Source organism: Pseudarthrobacter sulfonivorans (assembly GCF_014712225.1).
GTDB lineage: Bacteria > Actinomycetota > Actinomycetes > Actinomycetales > Micrococcaceae > Arthrobacter > Arthrobacter sulfonivorans.
In genome coordinates, this window is sequence record NZ_JACXBW010000002.1 from 18,792 (window position 1) to 44,192 (window position 25,401).

The following is a 25,401-nucleotide window of genomic DNA, read 5'->3' on the forward strand; positions in this document are numbered from 1 at the left end:
ACAAGTGGCCACCGTGGCGGGGTCTTTTGCATGTATGACCATTAGGAGAAGTCCGTGTCTACCACCAACAGCGCGCCTGCAGCCTGGCTCACCCAGGAAGCTTTTGACCGCCTGAAGGCAGAGCTGGACCACCTTTCCGGCGCTGGCCGTGCGGAGATTGTCCAGAAGATTGAATCTGCCCGGCAGGAGGGCGACCTCAAGGAAAACGGCGGCTACCACGCAGCCAAAGAGGAACAGGGAAAGATTGAAGCCCGGATCCGGCAGCTGACGGCGCTTCTGCGCGACGCCCACGTTGGAGAAGCCCCGGCCGATGACGGCATTGTTGAGCCCGGCATGCTGGTTGTGGCCAAGATCGCTGGCGACGAGGAAACGTTCCTGCTGGGCTCCCGCGAGATCGCCGGTGACTCGGACCTGGACGTCTTCAGCGAGAAGTCACCGCTCGGCGCCGCAATAGTCGGCCACAAAGAGGGCGAGACGCTCAGCTATACCGCGCCGAACGGCAAGGACATCACGGTGGAGATCATCTCGGCCAAGCCGTACACAGGCTGAGGCTCTCTAGCCTCAACGTCAACGCCGGCCCCCGTCAGGGGGCCGGCGTTTTGGTGTGCCCGGGGCGCAGCAACAGGCCAGCGGCTACTCCACCGGCGGCCCCGCCGAGGTGTGCCTGCCAGGCGATGAAGCCGCCCATGATCGGTAGCACACCCAGCAGGATGCCTCCGTAGACCATAAAAAGGACCACGGCCAGGAGGATCTGCCGCCAACTGTGGTTGAAGAAACCACGCACCAGGAGGAAGGCGAACAATCCGAAGACCAGGCCGGAGGCGCCCACGGTGATGCCGCCGTCGCCAATCAGCCAGACGGTCAGCCCGGAACCCAGCCAGCTGAGCGCCAGCGCCGTCAGGAACACCCGCAAACCCGAAAGGAAAACCAGGAACCCGAAAATGACCAGCGGAAGGGCGTTGGACAGCAGATGGTTCATGTTGGCGTGAAGAAGCGGGAAGGTGAAGATGTCCAGGAGCCCGTCCAGAGACCTTGGCCTCAGCCCGAACGTCCGGTTCAGGGCGTGGAGGGTCAGCATGTTGACCACTTCAATGACGAAGAGCAGGACCACAAAGCCGCCCGAAACCAGCAGGCCGCCCTTGGCGCGCGAAGCCGTGGTTTCCCTGCTCCGTGGCCGTCCGTCCCCAATCGCATCCAGCATGGCTGCTCCTAATGCACGACAATCGGCTGAAAACCCTCGGCGCGGAGGGCGCCCAGGACCTGTTCGCAATGTTCGTGACCCTTGGTTTCGAGGTTGACGGTAATGGAGACGTCACCCATGCTGATTGACCCGCCAACGCGCGTGTGGTCCAGCCCGGTCACGTTGGCGTCGTTTTCGGCAATGATCCGGGCGATGGTTGCCAGCGAGCCCGGGCGGTCATCGAGCATCATCCGCACCGTCATGTAGCGGCCGGCGGCGGACAAACCGCGCTGGATGACCTTGAGCATCAGCATCGGGTCAATGTTGCCGCCGGACAGGATCACGGCGGTGGTGCCGGGGTTTTCAATCTTCCCGTCCATCAGCGCTGCAACCCCCACGGCACCGGCGGGTTCCACCACCAGCTTGGCCCGTTCCAGCAGGAAGATCAGCGCACGCGCCAGCGAATCCTCGCTGACGGTGACCACATCATCCACCAGCTCACGGATGATGCTGAACGGCAGCTGGCCGGGGCGGCCCACAGCGATGCCATCAGCCATGGTGGAAACTCGCTTCAGCGGAACCAGGGCGTCTGCGGCGAGCGACGGCGGATAAGCGGCTGCGTTTTCGGCCTGGACGCCGATGATGCGGATCTCACGCCCGAGCTCCCGCGCCTTTGCCTTCACGGCGACGGCAACGCCGGCCAGCAGCCCGCCGCCGCCTACGCCCATCAGGATGGTGTCCACGTTGGGGATCTGTTCCAGGATCTCCAGGCCCACGGTGCCCTGGCCGGACACTACGTCCACGTTGTCGAAGGGGTGCACAAAAACCATGCCGGATTCGTCGGCATATCGCTGCGCCTCGGCGAGGGCTTCGTCCACGTTGTGTCCGTGGAGTATCACCTCGGCTCCGTGGCTGCGGGTGGCGGCCAACTTGGGAAGCGCTACGCCCAGCGGCATGTAGATACGGGCCTTAATGCCGAGTGCTTTGGCGGCCACCGCCACGCCCTGGGCGTGATTTCCAGCCGACGCCGCCACAACACCGCGCTTTTTCTCGTCCGCGGACAGCCTTGCCATCCGCACGTAGGCGCCGCGGACCTTGAAGGATCCGGCCCGCTGCAGGTTTTCGCACTTGAAAAAAACCTCACCGCCCACCATGCTGCCGAGTGCCCGCGACGATTCCACCGGTGTCCGCGTAATAATCCCCTCGAGCAGCTTCTGCGCCTCCAGGACATCGTCCAGCGTGACGGGAAGGGTATCGAGGGTGTTCACGGACTGTTCTCCTTGGGTGGATTCGGCCCCGGTGGCCGGCCGACGGGTCAGGCCTCGCCCTCCGGGTGGGATGCGTCTGTGCTGGCTGCGGCATCCTTGCCACGGAGGGACCTGCCGCCCGGCAACCGGACTTCCCTGATGGTGTCATCAGTGTCCGGGCCAAGCGTCACTGGCCCTTCGGGGGTTACCAGCACTTGTTCATGTTCCCACGTTCTGGCAGCGATGTAGCGAATTGCGGAGTTTGCTACGGCGAGAATGGGCACCGAGAACAGCGCCCCGGGAATACCTGCCAGGTACGATCCTGCCGCCACGCTGAGGATGACCGCCACCGGATGCAGGGATACGGCCTTGCCCATCACCAGCGGTTGCAGGATATGGCTCTCCAACTGCTGGACCAAGAGCACGATGGCCAGCATGATGAGGGCGTTGATCGGCCCGTTGGCCACGAGCGCCAGGAGGACGGCGATGGCGCCCGTCACCAGTGCACCTACCACCGGAATGAACGAACCGATGAACACGAGCACGCTGAGCGGCAGGGCCAGCGGAACCCCGATGATCGCCGCTCCCACGCCGATACCCACCGCATCAACGAAAGCGACAAACATCTGGATCCGTGCGTAGCTGACCATGGACGCCCAGCCCTTGCGCCCGGCGCCGAACGCAGCGGCTCGCGCCTTCTTCGGCAGCAGCCGGACGATGAAGGCCCAGATCCTGTCGCCCTCAAGCAGGAAGAAGATCAGGATGAAAAGGGCCAGCACCAGGCCGGCTGCGAAGTGGCCTGCCGTACTGCCGAAGGACAGTGCCCCGCTGAGGATGCTGCTGCTGTTGTCCTGCAGGGCCGCGGTGCCTTCCTTGAGGTACTGGTCGATCTGGTCCGCCGTCAGGTGCAGCGGTCCGTCGGCCAGCCAGTCCTGGACCTGCTTCACGCCGGCCAGCGCCTGGGACCAGAGTTCGCCGAAGCCTGAGACCAGCTGGCGCCCGACGAGGGCGAGGGCGCCAGCGATCAGGCCGATGAATCCGAGTACTGTGACGGCTACCGCGGCGCCGTTTGGCAGCCGCCTGCTCCGCAACCAGCGCACCACCGGACTCAGCAGTCCGGCCAGGAGCGCTGCCACCATAACGGGAATGATCAGGAAGCTGATCCGGCTCAGCAGCCAGATCAGGGCGCCACCCACCACCAGGATGAGCCCGATCCGCCAGGCCCACGAGGCTGCGATGCGGACCCCGTACGGGATGTCCTGGTCCAGCTCACGGTCCGCCCGCACGCGGGACGGACGGGTCATTTCAGCAGGCCGGACCAGGTCCGGCGCCTGCCGGCCCGGAGTCGAAGCGGATGGGGCGGCGTCCTCGGCTGGCGTCATAGCCTAATACTTCCTCAGCTACGGCCGTTATGCGAAACGACTACCCGTGGTCACCCAACACGGCATCGATGCCCCACCTCATGGTGAAGGACTCTCCCGGCGGGAGCCAGCGCAGCCCGTCACCTGAATTGAAGGCGTTCGCGGGACCGGTCATGGGTTCGATGGCCACCGCCCTGGGCCGGCCTGGCAGTTGGGTTGTCACGAACACGTGGACATAACCGCAGGATTCGTCCTGCCACAACGTCACCCTGCGGCCGTCCGGCGCGGCGAGCGTGTGGCGGGCCGCGCCGCCGTCGAACGTGAGGTCGGTCAGTGCCACATCGATATCAAGGTCCCCGATGCGCTGGCCGCCGCGAAAGTCGCAGTCCCCGCTGACGGGCTCCGAGCTGCGCGGAATCAGCCGCTCGTCAGCCACCAGGCTGGTGTCAGCAGCCACAGTCAGGACCAGGTTGTCCACGTCCGCGTCACCGAGCCGCAGGTACGGGTGGGCTCCCAGCACGAACGGTGCAGGGGCGTTGGAGTCGTTGATCAGGGTCTGACGCACCTCCAGGCCCAGATCCTCCGCCAGAAGGTACTGCACCCGGTGGCGCACCAGGAACGGGTACCCGTGCTGGGGAAACACCGTCGCCTCAAGGGTCACCGAATACTGTGACTCGTCAACCAGGTTGTAGGCGGCGTTGCGGAGCAGCCCGTGACTGGCGTTGTTCCGCGAGACCTCGGTGATGTCGAGCTGCTGCTTCTTTCCATCGAGGTACCAGACCCCGTCCGCCACCCTGTTGGCCCAGGGGGCGAGCGTGATTCCGGCGGCGCCGGGAGAAATTTCGGCGTCACCGTACGTCTCTGTGAGCTGCACACCGGCCCGGCTGTAGAGCCGGAGGCCGGCCGCCAGTTCGGTGACCACGGCCAGGGCATCGGCCCGCCGGATCTCGTATTGACGTCCCGTGGCGTAAGACTGAAAACCGGAGGGGGCGCTGGCGTCCGGGGTTGTACTCGAAGTCATGAGCACCACCGTACAGGGGGCTGAGGGCTCCTGCCATCACCGCTTTGTTATATTTTGTTTGAAAATATTCCTTTTTGGGCGGATTGTTGGCATGATTGATCCAACGCCGCACTCTCTAAAGGACCTCAGCCATGACAGGAATCACCAGCACCGGGCTCGCCGATGGCCGGGAGCTCATCTATTTCGACGACGCCGGGTCCCGCCATGCCGCGTCCCGCGCCCAGGAGACAGCCCCCGACCAACGGGAGCTTCCCGGGCGCGCGGAGCCGGGAGAAATCCGCTTCGATGCGCTGACCAATGAATGGGTGGCCGTTGCCGCCCATCGGCAGACCCGAACACACCTGCCGCCCGCCGACCAGTGCCCCCTCTGCCCCACCACCGCGAACAATGCCTCGGAAATTCCCTCGCCCGACTACGACGTAGTGGTGTTCGAAAACCGTTTCCCCTCGCTGGGTCCTGCAGTTGGGCAGATCCCGCAGGCTCCGGCCTGGGGAACCACGGGCCCCGCCTACGGGCGCTGCGAAGTGGTGTCGTTCACCCCCGAACACACGGGATCATTCAGCGGGCTGAGCGAGGCCCGTGCCCGCACCGTGGTGGAAGCCTGGGCACACCGAACCGAGGCCCTCAGCAAGCTCCCGGGGGTCCGCCAGGTGTTTCCGTTCGAGAACCGGGGAGCGGATATCGGCGTCACCCTGCACCACCCGCACGGCCAGATCTACGCCTACCCGTACGTCACCCCCCGGGCGGGGACTCTCGGAGTTGCAGCGCGGAAATTCTATGATGGATCCGACGGCCGGCAGACCCTCACGGGGTCGCTGCTGCGGGCGGAACGCGACGACGGGAGCCGGATGGTGATGGAAGGCGAGAACTTCAGCGCCTACGTGCCCTTCGCTGCCCGCTGGCCGCTGGAAATCCACCTTGTCCCGCACCGCCAGGTACCTGATCTTGCCGCCCTGAGCGGGGAGGAAAAGGACGAACTGGCGCACGTTTACCTGGACCTCCTTAAAAGGCTTGACGCCTTCTACCCGACGCCGACGCCCTACATTTCGGCCTGGCACCAGGCCCCCCTGGACGACGTGCTGCGCCCGGCAGGCTACCTGCACCTGCAACTGACCTCCCCCCGCCGGGCAGCGGACAAGCTCAAGTACCTCGCCGGCTCCGAGGCCGCCATGGGCGCGTTCATCAACGACACCACACCGGAAAGCGTGGCGGAGCGGCTCCGTGCCGTCACTGTTCCGAAGTCTGCGGCACCCTCTTCCCCGCCGGCCGCCCAACCCGAAGGAGTACACGCGTGAGCGCAGCCCCTGACCCGCTGACCACACCGGCGCCGCCCGGCGCGGCGGAACTTGCCGCCCGCTTTGAGCGGGAGTTCGGCAGGCTTCCCGACGGCGTCTGGCAGGCACCGGGACGCGTTAACCTGATCGGCGAACACACCGACTACAACGAAGGCTTTGTGCTCCCGTTCGCCATCAACAAAACTGCCCGCGTCGCCGTCGCAGTCAGGCCGGACTCCATGGTCAGGCTCCTGTCCACCTACGGCGACCACGGCCTGGTGACCGCCGATCTGGCCGCCTTGGCGCCAGGCTCAGCGAAGGGCTGGACCAAGTATCCGCTTGGTGTCATCTGGGCCCTGCAGCAGCGCGACATCGCAGTCCCCGGCCTGGACCTGCTCCTCGATTCCGATGTGCCGCTGGGTGCCGGCCTGTCCTCCTCACACGCCATCGAGTGCGCCGTCATTACGGCCCTCAACGAACTGACGGGAGCCGGGCTGGGACCGGAGGACATGGTCCTCGCCACGCAGCGCGCCGAAAACGACTTCGTCGGTGCCCCGACAGGCATCATGGACCAGTCGGCGTCGCTTCGCGGTTCCAAAGGCCATGCCGTGTTTCTGGATTGCCGGGACCAGCGCGTCCAGCTGGTTCCCTTCGACGCCGAGTCCGCCGGGCTTGTCATGCTGGTGATTGACACCAAGGTGTCCCACTCCCATGCCGACGGCGGCTACGCCTCACGCCGGGCTTCCTGCGAACGGGGCGCCGCAGCGCTGGGCGTCAAGGCGCTCCGGGACGTTCAGGTGGACGACCTTGAAGAAGCCGCAAGACTGCTGGACGAGGTCACCTACCGGCGTGTGCGCCACGTGGTGACTGAGGACGAGCGCGTCCTGCAGACCGTGGAACTGCTCAGCAGCGAGGGCCCCGCCGCCATCGGGGAACTGCTGGACGCCAGCCACGTGTCCATGCGGGACGACTTCGAAATCTCCTGCCCGGAACTGGATCTTGCAGTGGACACCGCGCGCACCAACGGGGCCATTGGCGCACGGATGACCGGCGGCGGGTTCGGCGGGGCAGCCATCGCCCTCACACCGGTGGCGGCTGAGCAGCAGGTGCGCGCCGCCGTCGAACGCGCGTTCTCCGGGGCCGGCTACACGGCTCCGGAGATATTCACCGTGACCCCGGCCGCCGGCGCGAAGCGCATCTCGTAGCTCACGGGCACGGCTGACAGCAGCAACAAAAGAGGGCTCCCGCCCCGTGCGCGCTGCACGGGCGGGAGCCCTCCTGTTGTTGGATTCGTACGACGGCGGATGCCGCCTGGGTGCTAGTCGTCGCCCCGCAGGATGGCGAGCAGGCGGATGATCTCCACGTACAGCCACACCAGGGTGACCGTCAGGCCAAAGGCTGCGGTCCAGGAGAAGCGCTGCGGAGCGCCACTCTGCACGCCGGCCTCGATGCTCGTGAAGTCCATGATCAGGGAGAACGCCGCCAGCCCGATGGCGAGCAGGCCGATGAAGACACCCAGCGGGATGCCGAAGATTTCAACGCTGGTCCGCAGGCCGAAGGGTTCCTGCACCGCACCGGTCCACATCATCACCAGGTTGATCAGCGAGAACACGGCATAGCCGATGATCGCAATCATGAAGAAGCGCATGGCCTTCGGCGTAGCACGCACCTTGCCGCTCTTGAACAGGACCAGTGTCACCGCAAAGACCGACAGCGTGCCGATGACCGCCTGCAGGCCGACACCGGGATACATCTGGTCCAAAATGCGGGTCAGGCCGCCGAGGAACAGGCCTTCGAGCCCCGCGTAAGCAAGGATCAGCGCCGGCGACGGCTGCTTTTTGAACGTGTTGACCAGGGCCAGGACGAAGCCGCCCAGTGCACCGACAATCATCAGCATGCTCGCGAGGCCCATGCTGACGAACAGGGTCACAGCTGCGCCGGCAACGACTACTCCGAGGCAGGCAGCGGTCTTGACGATGACGTCGTCGTACGTCATCCGGCCGGTATCCGCAGGACCCGCGGCCGGCTGGTTGTACATCTGCTGCAGCTGCTCATTGGTCATCGGCTGCTGCTGGCCCCAACCGCCCTGCCCGTCCATGACCTGGCCGGGCGCGCGGCCATACGACTGCTGTCCGTATGGCTGCTGGCCGTACTGGGCCTGTCCGTAGGGCGCCTGCGGGACACGCGGTGCCTGCGTTGCTCCACGGAAATTCTTTCCGTTGAAGATCGGGTTTCCGCCAAGTGCCATTGCTGGTGTCCTCCAAGGTTTGGGTCAAGTTATAGGTTGAGGCGTGAACTATAAGCCACGCTACCAATATCTACGCCCTCACGCGCCAATAAGTTCCCCTATCGAAGGCCCCGAAACCCAACTGTGATGCTGGCCGGCGTTCTCAGCCCACTCCGAGGTAGGCCTCCTTGATGGCAGGATTCGCCAAGAGTTCCTTCCCGGTGCCGCTGTGGGTGATCTCCCCCGTCTCCAAAACAAACGCCCGGTGGGCGCCGGCAAGGGCCTGGTTGGCGTTCTGTTCGACCATCAGCACGGTGGTCCCCTGCTTGTTGATCTCCTTGATGATCTTGAAGATCTGGCGGATGAACTGCGGCGCCAGGCCCATGGACGGTTCGTCAAGGAGGAGCAGTTTCGGATCCGACATCAGGGCCCGGCCGATGGCCAGCATTTGCTGTTCGCCACCGGACATCGTGCCGCCGTACTGCTTGATCCTTTCCTTCAGCCGAGGGAACAGATCAAACACGCGTTCAAGGTCCTGCGGCACTCCGGCCCTGTTTTTCCTGCCGAAGGTACCCATGTCCAGGTTTTCCATGACCGTCATGCCAGGGAAGATCCCGCGGCCCTCGGGAGCCTGTGAGATGCCCCGGACTACCCGGATGTGGGCCTTCATTTTGGTGATGTCCTCCCCCGCGAAGGTGATCTTGCCGACCGAGGGGTTCAGGATGCCGGATATCGTCTTCATGGTTGTGGTCTTGCCGGCCCCATTGGCGCCGATGAGCGAAACAACCTCCCCTTCGTTCACACTGAAGGACATGTCCCGGATGGCCCGGATGCGTCCGTAGTGGACCGAAATTCCTTCCACCTCAAGCAACGTCATCTTCGGGCTCCCCCAGGTAGGCCGAAATAACCCGCGGGTCTTCTCGGATGGCTTTTGGCAGGCCGTCGGCGATCTTCTTGCCGAACTCCAGGACAACAATCCGGTCCGTCACCCCCATGACCAGCTTCATATCGTGCTCAATGAGCAAAACGGTATAGCCTTCATCGCGGATGGTGCGGATCAAGGCCATCAGGTCCTCTTTCTCAGCCGGGTTAAAACCAGCCGCAGGCTCATCCAGGCAGAGCACCTTCGGGTCCGTGGCCAACGCCCGTGCTATCTCCAAGCGGCGCTGATAGCCGTAGGGCAGATGGCGGGACAGGAAATGGGCGTGATCTGCAATGCCCACAAAGTCCAGCAGGGCCATCCCCCGCACAATGGCCGATTTCTCCTCACGGACGTGCGTGGGAAGCCTCAGCAACGCTCCGCCGACGCTGGTCCGGTGGCGGGCGTCCAGGCCCACCACAACATTTTCGAGGGCCGTCATCTCGCCAAAGAGCCGAATGTTCTGAAAAGTGCGGGACAGCCCCAGCCTGGTGATCTTGTGCTGTTTCAACCCATTAAGGACCTGGCCTTCGAGCACCACTTGGCCGCTGGTGGGCTTGTAAACCCCGGTCATGGCATTGAAGCAGGTGGTCTTCCCGGCGCCGTTAGGCCCGATCAGGCCAAGGATCTCGCCTCGCTTGATGTTGAAGCTGATATTGTCCAGCGCCACGAGGCCGCCGAATTTGATGGTGAGGTCCTTGACCTCAACAATGTTCTCACCGACCTTCGCCGCAATGTCGCGGTCCGGCGCAACCATTTCGGCCAGCTCCGGCTCCACTCCGGCCTCAGCCAGTGCATCGACGTCGGGTCCGGCTGGGGGAGGTACTGCCGGCTCCGCTGTGTCCTGTTCCCCGGCAGGCAACCTGTTGTCCTCGCTCATGCCTGGATTCCTTTCTCCCGGTCCCGGTCAGGCCGCAGCCCAGTGGGTGGCTTTCCGTTTGACGGCAGGCTGGCACCGTCCTTTTTCGCAACCCTTTGATAAGCCGTCCGCCCGTAGGCAAGCAGCCGCTGACGCGCCGGGAAGAGGCCCTGGGAGCGGAAAATCATGATCAGCACCAGGGCGATGCCAAAGATGAGGTACTTGTATTCGGCGATGGCCGTGAACCGCAGCGGAATGTAACTCACCAAGGCACCGCCGATGATGGCTCCGACCTTGTTGCCCGCCCCGCCGAGCACCACGGCCGCCAGGAACAGGATGGAGGTGGTGACATCGAACTTCTGGTTGTTCACGAAGCCGACCTGCCCCGCAAACAGGGCGCCTGAGAGGCCGCCAATGGCAGCCCCGATGGCGAACGCCCATACCTTGTACTTGAAGGTCGGCACGCCCATGATCTCAGCGGCGTCTTCGTCCTCACGGATGGCAATCCAGGCGCGGCCCACGCGGCTGCGTTCGAGGTTGCCCACCAGGAGCGTGATGATAATAATGATGGTCAGTGTGAGCCAGTACCAGGGAACGCCGTTGGAATTCGAGAAGATCGGGGTACCATCCGCTTCTGTTCCGGGCGGATGCCCCACATTCTGAAAACCCACCTGGCCTTTCATGGCCGGAATAATCGTGGCAAGAATCCGAACAATCTCCCCGAACCCGAGGGTGACGATGGCCAGATAATCTCCGCGGAGCCGGAGCGTTGGAACGCCCAGCACCACGCCAAAGAACATGGTCACAGCCATGGCAATCGGGATGGTCCACAAGTACGGGATGTGCAGGAAGGGCGAATCAGGGCTTGTCAGCATCGCCGCGCAATAGGAGCCGACGGCGAAGAAGGCCACGTACCCGAGGTCCAGCAGGCCCGCATAGCCCACCACCACGTTCAGTCCGACGGCGATCAGCGCGAAGCGCGCCATGTCGAAGCAGGCGAGGGCGAAATTGTTGCCCGGCTCGGTGGTAATGATCGGCGGATTGATCAGCGGCAGCATGTAGGCCAGGATCACGACAACAATCAGAAATGCCCATTGCTGTTGCCGCGGGAGTGCGTTCCATTTTTCACCCCAGGCACCAAAGATGCCGGGCCGGCCCCTCCTTTCGGGCGTTACGCTGCTTCCGGGTCCGGCTGCTACGGCTTCGCGGTCCGCGGCCGCCTGCGCCGCTGCCGCTTCCGGAAGCGGAGTGGGTCCATCTGTCATGCTCATGCTTTGCTCCTTCCCAGGGCACTGCCGAGAATTCCCTGCGGCCGCAGGAGGAGGACCAGCACCAGGACAACGAACGCAACCACGTCGGTCCACTGGGAGTTTCCGAGCAGGATCTGCCCATAGTTGCCGATGAGTCCCAGGAGCAGGCCGCCCAGGAGTGCGCCCCTGACGTTGCCGATACCGCCGAGCACCGCGGCAGCAAACGCCTTGATACCCAGCACAAAACCGCCGCTGTACTGGACGCCCGACGGAATCTTCATAACGTAGAAAAGTGCTGCAGCACCGGCAAGCAGACCGCCGATGACAAACGTGGTGATGATGATGCGTTCCTTATTGACACCCATCAGCGTGGCCGTGTCCGGGTCCTGGGCCACCGCGCGGATACCGCGCCCGGTGCGGGACTTCCGGATGAAGCGTTCTGTGCCCACCATCATAATGACGGCGGCGATGATGATAACCAGCTGCTGGGAATCCACGATTGTTCCGAAGACATCAAAGATTGGGGTGGGCCGGAACATGGTCAATGCCAGTTCCGGGCTGGGGCCGCGCCAAAGGTAGATCAGGTACTGGATGGTGAACGAGGCTCCGATGGCGGTGATAAGGAACACGAGGCGTGGCGCATTCCGCTTCCGAAGGGGCTTATAGGCCACGCGCTCAAGGACGAAAGCGGTCAGTGCGGAGGCAATCATCGCCACCACCAGCGCCAGCAGCAGGTTCAGGATGATGGCCCAGATGTCCAGCCGCGGGGCTGAAGGGCCAAAACCCAAGTTGCTCAGAGTGAAGAAGACTGCGTAACAGCCGACGATGAATACTTCTGAGTGGGCAAAGTTGATCAGGTTCAGCACACCGTAGACAAGGGTGTAGCCAAGGGCGACCAGCGCATAGATGGCACCGAAGGTCAGGCCGTCGAACGTTGCGCTCCAGAAATTTTCCATAAGGGATGGGACGTCGAAGGAAATCCAGTCATTTTCCATCGGCGGTAAATGGACGAGCAGTGGCAGCATGGGACTTCCTGTCAGGCGCTGGGTCAGGAAAGGGCTGTGAGGTCGGCAATCGCTGACCCCACAGCCCCCATTTCTTGCAGTGGACGATTACTCGCCGATCGGTCCGATCGGAACGATCTTGCCGTTCTCCACTTTGTATCCGTATACAGTCGGCGCCTGCAGTTCGCCCTTCGCATCCCACTTGAGATGCTTGCTCAGGCCATCTTTGTCGTATGCCTTGACCCAGGAGAGCAGGTCCGCGCGCGACTGCTTGCCCGCATCAATGCCGGACAGGAGCACGGTAGCGGCGTCGTAACCTTCGATGGAGTAGGTTCCGGGCTCAGTGCCCTTGGATACTTCCTTGTAGCCCGAAGCAAAATCCGGAATGAGCTCCCCCGGGATGCACGGGCAGGTGAAGTAGGCGTTATTGGACGCGTCACCGGCCTGCTTGATGAACTGATCGTCCTTGACGCCGTCAGGTGCGACGAACGTGCCGGTGAAGCCCTTGCCCGAAAGCTGCTGGTCGAAGGGGGCGCCCTCGGCGTAGTAGCCCGAGTAGAACACGGCGTCGGCCTTGGCGTTCATGATCTTGGAGATCACTGCCGAGAAGTCCTTCTGGCCGGTGGTGACCTTCTCCGTCCCGACCAGTGCGCTGCCGAGCCCGGCGGAGGTCGACGTGCCAAGGCCAATGCCGTAGTCGGAATCGTCCTGGACGAGGTAAACCTTTTTCGCGCCCAGCTTTCCGGTCAGGAACTTGGCTGCAGCCGGCCCCTGCACGGCATCGTTACCCAGGCCGCGGAAGAAGGTGGTCCAGCCATTCTCCGTCAGGCCGGGGTTGGTCGCGGAAGGCGTGATGTGAACCAGGCCTTTTTGTTCGAAAATGTTGCCAGTTGCCTTAGATTCACCCGAGAACGGGAGCCCGATGACGCCTACGATGTCCGCTTCACTGACGAGCTGGGTGACGGGCCCGGTGGCCTTGTTGGGGTCGCCTTCGGTGTCGAACTTCTTGAACTGGACCTGGCAGCCGGGATTCGCGGCATTGTGCTGATTGATTGCCAGCTGGATGCCATTGAAGATGTTGATGCCGAGCTGGGCGTTCGGTCCGGTCTGTGCGCCTGCGTACGCCAACGTCGTTGTTGCGGGGCAGGTAGCCTTGCCGTCGCCCTTCGGCAGGACAGCGCCTGAGGGTACATCCACCTTGGAGATTGACGGGATGTTCACCTTTCCGGAAGTTCCAGAGGTGTCCGTCGTGGTGGGGCCGGCCTGATTGGCACAGCCCGAGAGCGCCAGGGTAAGGGTGGCCGCCGCCGCCCATGCCGTGATGACTTTCTTTCGGTACATTTATTTACCTTCCGAGCCGGGATATCTCGACTGCTGCGGATGACCGAGGCAGCTTACGCGTACTTCCGAATTGTTTCCTGAGACTACTCCCTAAAATGTGTCGCGAGACACACTTGCCTTAGGGCGTGGCGAAAACTGGAGGCGAGCGTGGATCAGGGGCTCCTGATTTAGCTTCAAAATAATGCATATATGCTGAGGATATAAGTGACTGAGGTCACATCCTTATAACAGTTGTTGCATATATGGAATCAAGCCCGCACAGGGGGTCCTCGGGCGTCTGGACCGCGCGCGGGGGGTGGGTCAGTTGATGCTCCGGAGGTGGCGGAAGGCGCCGGGGCGCGCGCCACAAAGAAGGAAAGGTGTACCCCAGGTGGGACTCGAACCCACAACACGCGGATTTTAAGTCCGCTGCCTCTGCCAATTGGGCTACTGGGGCGCCCGGTCAATGGTATCCCGTGATCAGCCTGCCAGTGGTGCGGCATACCGGAAAGTGCCGTGCACGCCCCCGGGCCAGAGCGCCAGCGGAAGCAGCTGGAAATGGTCGCCCCAGGCCTCGTCAGGCGGCAGCACGCCGAAAGATGCCGCCGGAACAAACCCGAACCGGGGGTAGTATTCGGTGCTGCCCAGCAGGGCAATGCCGCCCTCCCCCGCTGCGTTGGCCCGGGCTATCGTGTCGTTCATCAGCGCGGTACCGATCCCGTGGCGTTGCAGCCTGGGCGTGACGCCGATCGGTCCCAGCCCCAGCAACCCGTATTCGCCCACCCAGCCCCGGGTGCTGATCACATGGCCAACCACTTCGCCGGCCAGCTCCGCCACCACGCTGAATTCCGGCAGGTATTGCTCGCATTCGAAGAGCTGGCGGAGAACCTCGACTTCAATCGGCGCGCCCTCCACGGCCAGACCGGTCACTGGCGAGATGGCGAACGCTTCGGCTGTCAGCGCGAGGATCGCCTCCCTGTCCGCCGGCGTCTCGTTCCGGAGCAGCAGTTCGGGCCGCGGCTGGTCCAGGCTGGCCGCTGACAGTTCATGCAGGACTTCGAGGGCGCGGGGCGCATCCGCTATCGGCACCAGCAGGTGATCATGGTGGAAGCCGGCCAGCACGTTGCAGCTGATCCTGGCATCCGTCAGGGCCTTCCCGACGGCGGCCGTCAGGCCAACAGCCTCCACTTCAGAATGCACCTGCAGGGTGATCCAGGCACCCACGAAGTCGTAGGGCAGCCCCAGGCTGTCCGCTGTCTCGCGCGGCAGGACCACGGTGAGGCCCTCGGCTTCCCGCACCGCAGCCTGGATCCCTGCGTCCAGTGGCCTGCCGTGCGGCCACAGGACGTAGACGTATTCACCGTCCCGAAGCACGGGATGCAGCGTTGCGAGCAGGGCCTGGAGGTTCGTTTCGCCAGTCATCCTGCCAGTCTAAAAGGAAGACGTGCCCTGCAAGGAAGACGTGCCGGGACACGCAAACGGCGGCCGTCCCCCAAAGGGACAGCCGCCGTCGGGCGTTATGGCAGCGCAGTGCGGTGCGGTCGGCGCTACTTGGCGTCGGCCGTGACCGACTGCTTGGGGTCCACGCTGGTGGCGGCAGCGGAGCCGGGCTTTGCGGCGGCGGCTGAGGCCTCGGGTGCCGCCGGAGCGGGGGCTGCGGCCGGCTTGGGCGCCGGGGTGGCAGCCGCAACGAACGCGCCGCGGGGGTTGTCCAGGTCGATCAGCTGCGTGGTATCGCGGCCCATGAAGAATGCCAGGATCCAGCCCATGATCACGCGGATCTTGCGCTCAACCGTGGGCATGGCCATGCCGTGGTAGCCGCGGTGTGCCAGCCAGGCCAGCGGGCCCTTGAGTCCGATGCGGCCGATGAGGTTGATGTTGGCAACGCCCTTCCACTCACCGAAGCCGGCCACGGCACCAAGGTTCTTGTGCTTGTAGTCCTTCAGCGGCTTGTCCCAGCGGGAAGCCCACAGGTTCTTGGCCAGGCGCTTGGCCTGGCGCAGCGCGTGCTGGGCGTTCGGGACGCAGGTGCCGTCCGGCAGGCCGCTGCCCGTCAGGTCAGGCACGGCGGCGATGTCGCCGGCAGCCCAGGCGTTCTCGATGATGCCTTCGTCACCGGCGATGCGGAGGTCCGGAAGCACGCGGACACGGCCGCGCGGCTCCAGCGGGAAGTCGGATGAGCGGATCATCGGGTTGGCCTGCACGCCGGCAGTCCAGACGAGGGTGTCGGCTTCGAATTCCTGGGCCAGGCTCTTGTCCGGGAGGTTGATCAGCTTCAGGGTGCCTTCGGCGCTGTCCAGCGAGGTGTTCAGCAGGACCTCGATGCCGCGGCTACGGAGGTGCTCCACAACCCATTCAGCCTGGGGTCCGGTGACTTCGGGCATGATGCGGCCCATGGCCTCAACCAGGACGAAGCGGACTTCCTCCTGCTTGATGCGCGGGTTGTTCCGGACTGCGGCGCGGGCCAGGTCTTCCATTTCGGTGATGCACTCGATGCCGGCAAAACCGCCACCGACCACAACGAAGGTCAGGGCCTTGGCGCGGGCTGCGGGGTCCGTGATGGTGGAGGCGGCTTCGATCCGTTCCAGCACCTTGTTCCGCAGGGCCACGGCCTCTTCGATGGTCTTCAGGCCGATGCCCTTGTCCGCAAGGCCCTTGATGGGGAACGTGCGAGTGATGGCGCCTGCGGCGACCACGATGTCAAAGTAGGGAACCTCAATGTGTCCGCCGCCATCCGCGGGTGCCACGACGGCGGTGCGGTTCGCATGGTCGATCGAGGTGACGCTGCCCTGGATAAGTTCGGTCTGCTTCAGGTGCTGGCGGTGGGACACCACTGCGTGGCGTGCCTCGATGTTGCCGCCGGCGACCTCGGGCAGGAAAGGCTGGTAGGTCATGTAGGGCAGTGGATCCACGAGGGTGACGATGCCACCGGCATTCGCGATCTTCTTCTGCAGTTTGAGTGCTACGTACAGGCCGACGTACCCGCCGCCGACGACGAGTACCCTGGGACGGTCCTGGAGCTCTGGGGTGGTTGCCATAAGTAAAGAATACAGTAGTTTGTGAAAATCTTCACTAACTGTGCTTGCCGCCGGAATCCGCGGTATCGAAGACGCCCGTATCCGGATCGTCGCGCGCCAGGCCCGGATCCCGCGCAGCCCTGCGCAACTGGAAACCGGCCACGGCGATGATCACCACAAACAGCAAGGCTGAACCGACGACGACGGCTGCCCCAATGGCGCTGTCACGCTGTGACGGCGCCTTCGCGGCGGGCACTGTCGGATCCGGCAGGGTGGGAACGGCGCTGGCCACGTCTGCGCTGGCGACCGGGGCGGGCGTGGCAAGGTTTCCGCGGCGGTGCACCCGGATCCAGTCAGAAATGGAACCCAGGGGGTTGGCCGCAGCTTCAGGCACCGGATCCTTCAAGGCCGCCTCTGCGTTGAGCACGCCAAAGCCGTACAGCGGGTCCTTCCCGGCAGGACCTGCGTCCTTGGCAGTGGTGACGATCCGGTTGATGACCTGCTTCGCGCTCATGTCCGGCCACTTGGACCTGATCAGGGCGGCCACGCCGGCCACGATCGGAGCCGCGCCTGACGTACCGGCCCATTCGGCGTATCCGCCGCCGGGCAGTCCGCCGACGAGGTTCTCCGCCGGTGCGGCCACTCCGATGCTGATCCCCTGCGAGGACGAATCGACGCTCGCAACCCCTTTGCGGTCCAGCCCGGCAACCGTCAGGACACCGGGAATGGTGGCGGGAGCACCCACCTGGAGGTTGCCGCCCACCCGGTTCCCGGCGGCGGCAACGATCACCACGTCTTTTTGCTCGGCATAGAGGAAGGCAGCGTCCCAGCTCTGGGGCCACTGCGGCGTGGTGCTGCCGAGGGAAATATTGATGACCCTGGCGCCGTTGTCCACGGCCCAGCGGACGGCCTCGGGGATCTGGTCCTGGTCGCTCTTGCCTGCGGGGTTCGCCGAGCCCAGCCAGGTGGAGACCGACAGGATCTCCGCTTCCGGCGCCACCCCCACGATGCCGTCCGGGCCGACCGGTGACGGGGCGGCACTGGCTGATGGTGACGCCGTGGCAGGCTGATGGCCGCGGCCGGCCAGCATCGTGGCCACCAGGGTGCCGTGTTCGGGTTTAATGCCGATGGTTTTTTGTCCGTTGGCGGTGCCTGCCCCCGAGGCGTCGTACCCTCCGGTGACGGCACCCTTCAGGTCAGGGTGGCCCGCGTCCACGCCGCTGTCGATCACCGCGACCTTTACACCCGCACCCTTGGAGACTTCCCAGGCCTTGGTGATCCCCGACTCGCCGAGCCAATGCTGTTTGTCCCGTACCTCATCCGCCTGCGCGGCGGGGGCCAGCGCCAGGCCTGCGGCAAGGCTGACGCCTGCGAGGGTCATCGCCAGGAGCGCTGCGGCGGTCCGGCGGAACCGGGCTGTTGCTCTGGTCATGTGTTCCCCTGCTTGGTGCGCTGATGCCCGGCGTCAGTTGAGGCTCAGGGCAATTCCATCAAGAATATCGTGTTCGCTGGCAGTGGCCGTGACGATCCGGCCCCCGCTGAGGTCATGGAGCCGCTCCAGGATCCGGCGCCACACCAGCCCGCCGGCGCCCATCACATCCACCCGGCCCGGGTGCATGTAGGGCAGTTCCGCACGTGAGGCCCGGGTCATCGCCAGGAGGTCGGCGGCGGCCGCGGTGATCGTGCTGAGGGGTAGTTCGGCTCCGTGGATCGCCGCCGGCGAATATTCCGGCAGCCGCAGGGCGTGCGCCGTGATGGTGGTGATCGAACCGGCAACGCCGACGACGGCGGTGGCGCGTTCCAGCGGAACGTCGAGGCCCGCGAGGGTGATGGCGGCGTCGACGTCGGCTTCCGCGGAGGCGATCTGCTCCGCTGTTGGCGGGTCGTCCCGCAGGTGCCGTTCGGTCAGCCGGACGCAGCCGATATCCACGGATTTGGCGGCCGTGACACCGTGGGCCGTGCCGAGGACGAATTCAGTGCTGCCGCCGCCAAGGTCAACCACCAGGACCTGGTCACCGTCGTGGATGGGCAGGACGCTGCTGGCGCCCGCGAAGGACAGGGCGGCCTCCTCGTCCCCGGAGATGACCTCGGGCTCAACACCGAGCAGGTCCCGGACTCCGTCCACAAAGACGTGGCGGTTCCGGGCGTCCCGGCTGGCTGACGTGGCCACAAACCGCACCGACTCCGCGCCGTGTTCGCGGATCAGGGCGGCGTAATCCGCGGTGGCTGCGAAGGTGCGCTCCAGTGCCTCAGGAGCAAGTTCGCCGGTGGCATCCACGCCCTGGCCGAGGCGGACCACACGCATTTCCCGCACCACGTCCGTGAGTTTGGCCGTCCCGTTAATGCGGTCCACGTCCGCGATCAGCAGGCGGATGGAGTTGGTGCCGCAGTCGATGGCAGCGACGCGGGTCACGGCGTGGCTTCCGGGGTGCCCGCGGTTTTCCGGACCGGGGCAGGCCGGCCAACGATCTCCGGCAGGCCCTGGGGTCCGTGGCGGCTCAGGTCCCGTGACGGGGCTTCCCCGTCAGTGTCCCAAGCGCCGCCGCAGTAGCAGCGGTCCGCGGTCCACCATTCGCGGATGCCGGCGATGCCTTCATCGCCCAGCGGGTTCACGCCGGGTCCGGCGGCCAGGGAATGCCCCACCAGCACGTGCAGGCATTTGACGCGGGTGGGCATGCCGCCGGCGGAGATGCCGTCAATTTCCGGGACGGCACCGATGCCCGCACGTTCGCCGATGCCGGCCCGGGCAGCGAGGTAGTCTTCGTGGGCGGCACGGTAGGCGGCCGCCAGGGGCTCGTCCGCGGTGAGCCGTTCGTTCATCTCGTTCATCAGGCCGGCAGCTTCGAGCCGGGAGACTGCCGAGGTGATGACCGGGTGCGTCAGGTAGAAGGTCGTGGGGAACGGTGTGCCGTTCCCCAGGCGGGGCGCCGTGGCAGCCACCAAGGGATTGCCGCACACGCAACGGGCCGGAATTTCGACGACGTCGCGCACCGGCCGTCCCAGTTGCCTGCTGAGTACTTCAAGATCATGTGCTGATGGCTGGCGGGATTTCTCCGGCTCAGATGCCGTGTGTGCTTCCACTGGCGCGGCCATCCTTCCTCTGGTGGTTCAGTCTGTGGCCGCGCGCCTGACGGACTCCCACAGGGAATCCACCCACGGCAGATCGGCGGGGTCTTGCGCTGCTGCGGCGTTCTGGCTACTGCTTGATCCTGCCGGCAAATCACTGCCGAAAACCCAGTAGCCGGTTTCGCCCGGCATAACCATGTTAATGCGGTCGCGGGCCTGCTGTTTCACGTAGTTGGGATCCTGCCAGCGCGAGATCTGCTGGCGCAGCCTGTCCCCCTCGGCCTGGCGGGCGGAGATATCGTCGCTCAGGGCAGCAAGTTCGGCACGTTTGTCGAAGAAAATCTTGACGGTGGGCGCGAGCATAATGGTGATGGCAATCATCACGACGGCGAGTGCCAGCATGCGTCCGGAGAAGGCCTTGGCCGGTACGGGCTGGGTTTCGTCCAGCCCTCCCTGCGGCCTTCCGCCCGCAGCGGCCCCGCCGCTCCCCCGCACTTTCGCGTTTGGGAAACCTTTCGTGGGAGTCCCCTTGGAGGAGGCGGGGGTCTTGGCAGGGGTTGCGGCTTTCCCGGCGGTGCCCTGCGGCTGGCTGGCCTTGCCCTGGGCGTTGCCATCTTTTGTGCCGCCAAACTGGGCGCGGATGACATCTGCGGTGTCGGCGGCTTCCTTCGCGTGGTCCGTTGCGGCCCGATGCGGGGAAGCGGCCTTGGGAACTTTGGGACGGCGGGTAGCCATGACACTCCTGAAACGTGCGGCCTGCCTCGGGCCGCAACTCTGCGCTGAAACAAAATGCCCTGCCGGTCCAGCAGCAGGCCGAAACAAAAACCGGTGGCTATGGTCTTTCAACCATAGCCACCGGTCAGTGGTTTACGCGGCTACTAGCCCTTGAAACGCGGGAACGCGCTGCGGCCGGCGTAGCGTGCGGCGTCGTCGAGTTCCTCTTCGATGCGCAGCAGCTGGTTGTACTTGGCAACGCGCTCGGAGCGGGCCGGGGCACCGGTCTTGATCTGTCCCGCGTTGGTGGCAACGGAGATGTCGGCAATGGTGGTGTCCTCGGTTTCGCCGGAGCGGTGCGAGGTGATGGTGGTGTAACCGGCGCGCTGGGCAAGGGAAACGGCGTCCAGCGTCTCCGTCAGCGAACCGATCTGGTTGACCTTCACCAGCAGCGAGTTGGCCGTCTTGGTGTCGATGCCGCGCTGCAGGATGGCGGGGTTGGTGACGAAGAGGTCATCGCCCACGAGCTGGACCTTGTCGCCGATGCTGTCGGTGAGGGTCTTCCAGCCGTCCCAGTCGTTTTCGTCCAGCGGGTCCTCGATGGACACCAGCGGGTAGTCGGCAACGAGCTCGGCGTAGTAGGCGCTCATCTCGGTGGCGGACAGGGCCTTGCCCTCGAACTGGTAGGCACCGTCCTTGAAGAACTCGGAGGAGGCGACGTCCAGGGCCAGGGCGATGTCCTTGCCCGGGGTGTAGCCGGCATTCTTGATGGCTTCCTGGATCAGGTCCAGCGCGGCGCGGTTGGACGGCAGGTTCGGCGCGAAGCCGCCCTCGTCACCCAGGCCGGTGGAAAGGCCCTTGGCCTGCAGGACGGACTTGAGGTTGTGGTACACCTCAACGCCCCAGCGCAGGCCCTCGGAGAAGGTCTCCGCACCGATCGGGACGATCATGAATTCCTGGATGTCGACGTCGGAGTCCGCGTGGGAGCCGCCGTTGAGGATGTTCATCAGCGGAACGGGGAGGACGTGCGCGTTCGGACCGCCGAGGTACTTGTACAGCGGCAGGTCGGCGGACGCGGCGGCTGCGTTGGCCACTGCCAGGGAAACGCCCAGGATGGCGTTGGCGCCGAGCTTGCCCTTGTTGGGTGTGCCGTCCAGGTCCAGCATGGCCTGGTCGATGCTGCGCTGGTCCGTGGCGTCGAAGCCGATCAGGGCCGGGGCGATCTGGTCGATGACAGCGTCAACGGCCTTCTGGACACCCTTGCCGAGGTAACGGCCCTTGTCGCCGTCGCGGAGTTCAACAGCTTCGTGCTCGCCGGTGGAGGCACCGGAGGGAACGGCTGCGCGGCCGATCTGGCCGTCGGAGAGCAGTACTTCTACTTCTACGGTCGGGTTGCCTCGGGAATCGAGGATCTCGCGGGCGTGGATGGCATCGATAAGCGCCATGGATGTGCTCCTTGGGGGCGATTTTTGGTGGATCGAACAGCTGAAAATTGGCGGAATCTTTGGGACGTCGTCGTCAGGGACTAGCGTAGTCGAGAGTGGCGGACGTTACGGAACGCTAACCGTCACCCGGACGTCATGATGGCGGCCCGGACCGCCGGCGGATGGCTCCCCGCAGGGCGCGCTCTGCGTCGAATCCTTGGGCACGCGCAGAACCGACGACGGCGAACAGCAGCTCACCGAGGTCTTCTTCTGTTTCGAACGCATCAGCTGTTTCGAGGGCCTCCAGTGATCGAGCCTGGGCCCACGACCGCAGGGTTCCCTGGCCGAGCTTGCGAGGGTAGGGGGCGGTTGGGGAGCGCTCGGCCCGGTCGAGGAATTTCTGTGCTTTGGCCAGGGCGGGCAGGGCGTCCGGGATCCCCTCTGAAGGTCCGCTGCGTTCGGGCCGCTCCGAACTCTTGACCGCGTCCCATTTCCGGACGATCTCGTCCATGGTGGCCGGGAAGCTGTCCTGGAGCGTGCCATCAGGCCGGAACACATGCGGATTGCGGCGTACCATCTTGGCACTCAGTCCGCGCGCGACGTCGTCGAACGTAAACGAGCCGCGCTCCTCGGCGAGCCGGGCGTGCAACACCACCTGGAGCAGCACGTCTCCCAGTTCGCCGCGGAGCTCGGCGTCATCGGCGCCGGTTTCGATGGTCTCGGCAACCTCGTAGGCTTCCTCCAGGAGGTACTCCACCAGCGAGGCATGGGTGAGCGCACCCATCCACGGGCAGTGCTCCCGCAGTTCGGCTATGACCGTGACCAGACGTTCGACGGGGAGCTGGTCAACAGGAACCTGGTCAGCCAAGGTTGGCGTAGGTGTCGTTGATGTACTCCACCAGCGCTTCCTTCTCCTCCAGCGGCAGGAAGGACGCCTCGGCGGCATTCAGGGTGAGCTCCAGCAGGTCGTCGAGGTCGTAGTCGAACGTTTCGACGAGGAGCTCGAATTCGTCAGTGAGCGTGACGCCGCTCATCAGCCGGTTGTCCGTGTTGATCGTGACGTTGAAGCCCAGCTGGTAGAGCATGTCCAGCGGGTGGCTCTCGATGCCTTCACCGAATCCGGCGATGGCACCGGTCTGGAGGTTTGATGAGGGGCAGATCTCCAGGGCGATGCCGCGGTCACGGACCCAGCTGGAGAGGTCACCCAGGGTGACCAGGCCGATGCTGTCCTCCCCGCCTTCGGCACCCTCGGCGTCCTCGTCGTCGTCGAATTCCACCAGGATGTCTTCGGCGATCCGGACACCGTGGCCCAGGCGCAGTGCCCGGCCGTCCACCAGGGCGGACTGGATGCTCTCGAGCCCGGCTGCCTCGCCGGCGTGCACGGTAGCAGGAAAGTTGTGCTGGGCCAGGTAGGTGAACGCGTCCTTGAACCGGGACGGCAGGAAGCCGTCCTCGGCGCCGGCGATGTCGAAGCCCACGGCGCCCTTGTTGCGGTGGCGGACGGCCAGTTCGGCGATCTCCTGGCCGCGGTCGGCATGGCGCATGGCCGTGATCAGCTGGCCCACCTGGATTTCACGGCCGCCTTCCGCGACGGCGTCGACGCCGGCCTCGAGGCCTTCCTGCACTGCTTCGACGGCCTCGTCAAGGGAGAGTCCTTGCTGGAGGTGCTGCTCCGGAGCCCAGCGCACCTCGCCGTACACCACGCCGTCGTCCGCGAGGTCCTCCACGAACTCCTTGGCGACCCGGAACAGGCCTTCCTTGGTCTGCATCACGGCAACGGTGTGGTCGAAGGTCTCCAAATAGCGGACCAGCGAGCCGGAGTCGGCCGATTCGCGGAACCATTGGCCCAGGGCCACGGGATCGGTGGAAGGGAGCGTGTGGCCAACGTCCTGGGCCAGTTCGATGATGGTGGCGGGCCGGAGACCACCGTCCAGGTGGTCGTGAAGCGAAACCTTGGGCAGGCTCTTCAGGTCGAAATCGATGGCAGGGGCGGTGTCAACAATGGGCTCAGTCACCTTCCAACCTTAGGGTCGGCAGGCAGCTTATGCCACCCGCTACTTTCCGGGCTCGGCCTCCGCCGGTGCGGGTGCCAGCAGCGTGGAAGCTCCCGTGCGCGGGGGCAGGGAACCTTCCGGGCCGCCGTCGAGCCATTCATCCACGGTTTCAGCGTCCTTGCGGGCCAGGTGCTTGTGCCACATCCGCAGGAGGTGGTCGATCAGGATGCCCAGCACGATGGCGAACACGACGGCGATGCCCGCGCTCAGCAGGGGGTTGTGGTGGAGCCAGGGGAAGGAACTGGCCAGCAGGCCAATGCCGATGGAGTACCCCACCCAGGTGAGGCAGGCGAAAGCGTCCAACAGGAAGAAGCGGCGGTGCCCAAAACCGGTGCTGCCGGCCACATAGTTGACTGCCACGCGGCCCCACGGGATGTAGCGGGCGGTGAAGATCAGCACGGCGCCGCGCTTGTCCAGCTCATACCGTGCCCAGCCGAAGGCTTTTTGAATCTTGGGCCGGCGCATCCATTTCCAGCGTTCGAGGCCGATCTTCCGGCCGAGCATGAAGGCCATATTGTCGCCGGCGATGGCGCCGACCAGTGCGGTTGCGCCCAGGATCCAGAGGTTGGGCTCACCGCTGTGCCGGGCAAACGCCGCAAGCGCCACAATGAGGGTTTCGCTGGGCACCACCATGGCGAAGCCGTCGACGAAGAAAAACACGAGCAGAACGGGGTAGATCCACCATTGGCCCGCTGCATGGAGCACGGCCTCATTAATAAACTCCACGCGGGTCTTGCTCCTAGACGAAAATGCTGCGGCCGGTAGTGACGTTAATCGCCCTTCAGTGTCCCATGGCCGGGACGCCGTCCGCTACGCCCGCGGACCCTTCATTCCTGCGCGCCGGGGTCCTTCAGCCGCTCCACCACGGGAACCTTGCCACGGATGCGGTTGATGACCAGGTCCACGACGATTCCCAGGCCAACGGCGCAGACAACGGCGATGACCGCGCCGAGGAAATGGTTGTTCTCGAACCACTGGCCAAAAAACAGTCCGATCCCGACCGAATATGCCGCCCAGAGGGTGGCGGAGAGGACTGTCAGGCCAACAAAACGGAGGTGCGGATAATGCGTCACGCCTGCCGTGAGATTCACTGCAACCCGGCCGATGGGGATAAACCGCGCCACGAGGATCAACGACGCCGGCCGCTTCCTGAGCTCCGTACCGGCCCACCGGAACGCGCTTTGCATCCGGGGCCCGCGCATCCAGTGCCAGCGCTGGGTGCCGACCCTGCGTCCGATGAGGTAGGCGATGTTGTCGCCCGAGAATGCGCCCAGGGCCGCCACGGCCACCAGCAGCCACGGATTGGGAACGTCCGCGGTGGCTGCCACGGCGGCCAGGCCCACCACCACGGATTCGCTGGGGATCGGCGGGAAAAAGCCGTCAATGAGGCAGCAGGCCAACACGAGGAGCAGCACCCACGGCTGCCCGGCGGCAGTGAGGATGAAGTCATTGATGGCCTGCATT

24 protein-coding genes and 1 tRNA gene are annotated in these 25,401 nt (G+C 64.9%); 3 read left to right on the forward strand and 22 right to left on the reverse strand.

Annotation, left to right across the window (positions count from 1 at the left end):
* The first annotated feature begins 54 nt into the window (after positions 1-54).
* Positions 55-549: a transcription elongation factor GreA gene (greA, locus tag IAQ70_RS02400; protein ID WP_190987720.1), complete on the forward strand. Its 495-nt coding sequence runs from the start codon at positions 55-57 to the stop codon at positions 547-549.
* Between the two features lie 34 nt (positions 550-583).
* On the opposite strand, the gene IAQ70_RS02405 is transcribed toward greA, so the two are convergent.
* Genes IAQ70_RS02405 through IAQ70_RS02420 form a run of 4 tightly spaced genes read right to left on the reverse strand, consistent with a single transcriptional unit; the run spans position 584 to position 4,809 of the window.
* Positions 584-1,201 carry a rhomboid family intramembrane serine protease gene (locus IAQ70_RS02405; protein WP_190987721.1) on the reverse strand — a complete coding sequence of 206 codons (618 nt, stop codon included), beginning with the start codon at positions 1,199-1,201 and terminating at the stop codon, positions 584-586.
* A gap of 8 nt (positions 1,202-1,209) precedes the next feature.
* Positions 1,210-2,448, reverse strand: coding sequence for a threonine ammonia-lyase (ilvA, locus tag IAQ70_RS02410; protein ID WP_190987722.1), 1,239 nt, complete (start codon positions 2,446-2,448; stop codon positions 1,210-1,212).
* Between the two features lie 47 nt (positions 2,449-2,495).
* The gene (locus IAQ70_RS02415) at positions 2,496-3,809 is read right to left on the reverse strand and encodes an AI-2E family transporter (RefSeq protein WP_190987723.1); all 1,314 of its coding nucleotides are present in this window, start codon (positions 3,807-3,809) and stop codon (positions 2,496-2,498) included.
* Positions 3,810-3,849: 40 nt separating this feature from the next.
* On the reverse strand, positions 3,850-4,809 hold the full coding sequence (locus IAQ70_RS02420) for an aldose 1-epimerase family protein (RefSeq protein ID WP_190987724.1): 960 nt from the start codon (positions 4,807-4,809) through the stop codon (positions 3,850-3,852).
* Positions 4,810-4,940: 131 nt separating this feature from the next.
* Here IAQ70_RS02420 and galT point away from each other — a divergent pair, with 131 nt between their 5' ends.
* The gene (gene galT, locus IAQ70_RS02425) at positions 4,941-6,104 is read left to right on the forward strand and encodes a galactose-1-phosphate uridylyltransferase (protein WP_190987725.1); all 1,164 of its coding nucleotides are present in this window, start codon (positions 4,941-4,943) and stop codon (positions 6,102-6,104) included.
* A complete protein-coding gene (gene galK / locus IAQ70_RS02430; RefSeq protein WP_190987726.1) occupies positions 6,101-7,288 on the forward strand; it encodes a galactokinase in 1,188 nt (395 codons plus the stop codon). Before galT ends, galK begins: the two co-directional genes overlap by 4 nt.
* A 113-nt stretch (positions 7,289-7,401) precedes the next feature.
* On the opposite strand, the gene IAQ70_RS02435 is transcribed toward galK, so the two are convergent.
* The 18 genes from IAQ70_RS02435 to IAQ70_RS02520 all read right to left on the reverse strand — a co-directional run bounded on the left by IAQ70_RS02435 (position 7,402) and on the right by IAQ70_RS02520 (position 25,400).
* The gene (locus IAQ70_RS02435; protein ID WP_190987727.1) at positions 7,402-8,331 is read right to left on the reverse strand and encodes a Bax inhibitor-1/YccA family protein; all 930 of its coding nucleotides are present in this window, start codon (positions 8,329-8,331) and stop codon (positions 7,402-7,404) included.
* A gap of 142 nt (positions 8,332-8,473) precedes the next feature.
* Positions 8,474-9,187 carry an ABC transporter ATP-binding protein gene (locus IAQ70_RS02440; protein ID WP_190987728.1) on the reverse strand — a complete coding sequence of 238 codons (714 nt, stop codon included), beginning with the start codon at positions 9,185-9,187 and terminating at the stop codon, positions 8,474-8,476.
* Positions 9,174-10,109, reverse strand: coding sequence for an ABC transporter ATP-binding protein (locus IAQ70_RS02445; RefSeq protein ID WP_407682553.1), 936 nt, complete (start codon positions 10,107-10,109; stop codon positions 9,174-9,176). Before IAQ70_RS02445 ends, IAQ70_RS02440 begins: the two co-directional genes overlap by 14 nt.
* Complete coding sequence (locus tag IAQ70_RS02450) at positions 10,106-11,359, reverse strand: branched-chain amino acid ABC transporter permease (protein ID WP_223858725.1); 1,254 nt, start codon at positions 11,357-11,359, stop codon at positions 10,106-10,108. The genes IAQ70_RS02445 and IAQ70_RS02450 overlap by 4 nt, the downstream gene beginning before the upstream one ends.
* On the reverse strand, positions 11,356-12,363 hold the full coding sequence (locus IAQ70_RS02455; RefSeq protein ID WP_190987729.1) for a branched-chain amino acid ABC transporter permease: 1,008 nt from the start codon (positions 12,361-12,363) through the stop codon (positions 11,356-11,358). The genes IAQ70_RS02450 and IAQ70_RS02455 overlap by 4 nt, the downstream gene beginning before the upstream one ends.
* A gap of 87 nt (positions 12,364-12,450) precedes the next feature.
* The gene (locus tag IAQ70_RS02460; protein ID WP_190987730.1) at positions 12,451-13,683 is read right to left on the reverse strand and encodes a branched-chain amino acid ABC transporter substrate-binding protein; all 1,233 of its coding nucleotides are present in this window, start codon (positions 13,681-13,683) and stop codon (positions 12,451-12,453) included.
* A gap of 362 nt (positions 13,684-14,045) precedes the next feature.
* Positions 14,046-14,119, reverse strand: a tRNA-Leu gene (locus tag IAQ70_RS02465).
* 23 nt (positions 14,120-14,142) lie between these two features.
* Positions 14,143-15,084, reverse strand: a complete 942-nt coding sequence (locus IAQ70_RS02470) for an N-acetyltransferase (protein ID WP_190987731.1) — start codon at positions 15,082-15,084, stop codon at positions 14,143-14,145.
* A 125-nt stretch (positions 15,085-15,209) separates the two neighbouring features.
* Complete coding sequence (locus IAQ70_RS02475) at positions 15,210-16,700, reverse strand: NAD(P)/FAD-dependent oxidoreductase (RefSeq protein WP_190987732.1); 1,491 nt, start codon at positions 16,698-16,700, stop codon at positions 15,210-15,212.
* Between the two features lie 34 nt (positions 16,701-16,734).
* Complete coding sequence (locus IAQ70_RS02480) at positions 16,735-18,111, reverse strand: S8 family serine peptidase (protein WP_190987733.1); 1,377 nt, start codon at positions 18,109-18,111, stop codon at positions 16,735-16,737.
* 33 nt (positions 18,112-18,144) lie between these two features.
* Positions 18,145-19,092 carry a Ppx/GppA phosphatase family protein gene (locus IAQ70_RS02485; protein ID WP_190987734.1) on the reverse strand — a complete coding sequence of 316 codons (948 nt, stop codon included), beginning with the start codon at positions 19,090-19,092 and terminating at the stop codon, positions 18,145-18,147.
* Positions 19,089-19,772 carry a DUF501 domain-containing protein gene (locus IAQ70_RS02490; RefSeq protein ID WP_190987735.1) on the reverse strand — a complete coding sequence of 228 codons (684 nt, stop codon included), beginning with the start codon at positions 19,770-19,772 and terminating at the stop codon, positions 19,089-19,091. The genes IAQ70_RS02485 and IAQ70_RS02490 overlap by 4 nt, the downstream gene beginning before the upstream one ends.
* A gap of 15 nt (positions 19,773-19,787) precedes the next feature.
* Positions 19,788-20,480 carry an FtsB family cell division protein gene (locus IAQ70_RS02495; protein WP_190987736.1) on the reverse strand — a complete coding sequence of 231 codons (693 nt, stop codon included), beginning with the start codon at positions 20,478-20,480 and terminating at the stop codon, positions 19,788-19,790.
* A 143-nt stretch (positions 20,481-20,623) separates the two neighbouring features.
* Positions 20,624-21,904, reverse strand: a complete 1,281-nt coding sequence (gene eno / locus IAQ70_RS02500) for a phosphopyruvate hydratase (RefSeq protein ID WP_190987737.1) — start codon at positions 21,902-21,904, stop codon at positions 20,624-20,626.
* Between the two features lie 133 nt (positions 21,905-22,037).
* Positions 22,038-22,667, reverse strand: a complete 630-nt coding sequence (locus tag IAQ70_RS02505) for a MazG nucleotide pyrophosphohydrolase domain-containing protein (protein ID WP_190988078.1) — start codon at positions 22,665-22,667, stop codon at positions 22,038-22,040.
* A gap of 76 nt (positions 22,668-22,743) precedes the next feature.
* Entirely contained in the window at positions 22,744-23,898 is a 1,155-nt protein-coding gene (locus IAQ70_RS02510; protein ID WP_190987738.1) for an adenosine deaminase, read from the reverse strand.
* A gap of 39 nt (positions 23,899-23,937) precedes the next feature.
* Complete coding sequence (locus IAQ70_RS02515) at positions 23,938-24,663, reverse strand: DedA family protein (protein ID WP_317983560.1); 726 nt, start codon at positions 24,661-24,663, stop codon at positions 23,938-23,940.
* A 101-nt stretch (positions 24,664-24,764) separates the two neighbouring features.
* On the reverse strand, positions 24,765-25,400 hold the full coding sequence (locus IAQ70_RS02520; protein ID WP_190987739.1) for a DedA family protein: 636 nt from the start codon (positions 25,398-25,400) through the stop codon (positions 24,765-24,767).
* Position 25,401 lies beyond the last annotated feature (1 nt).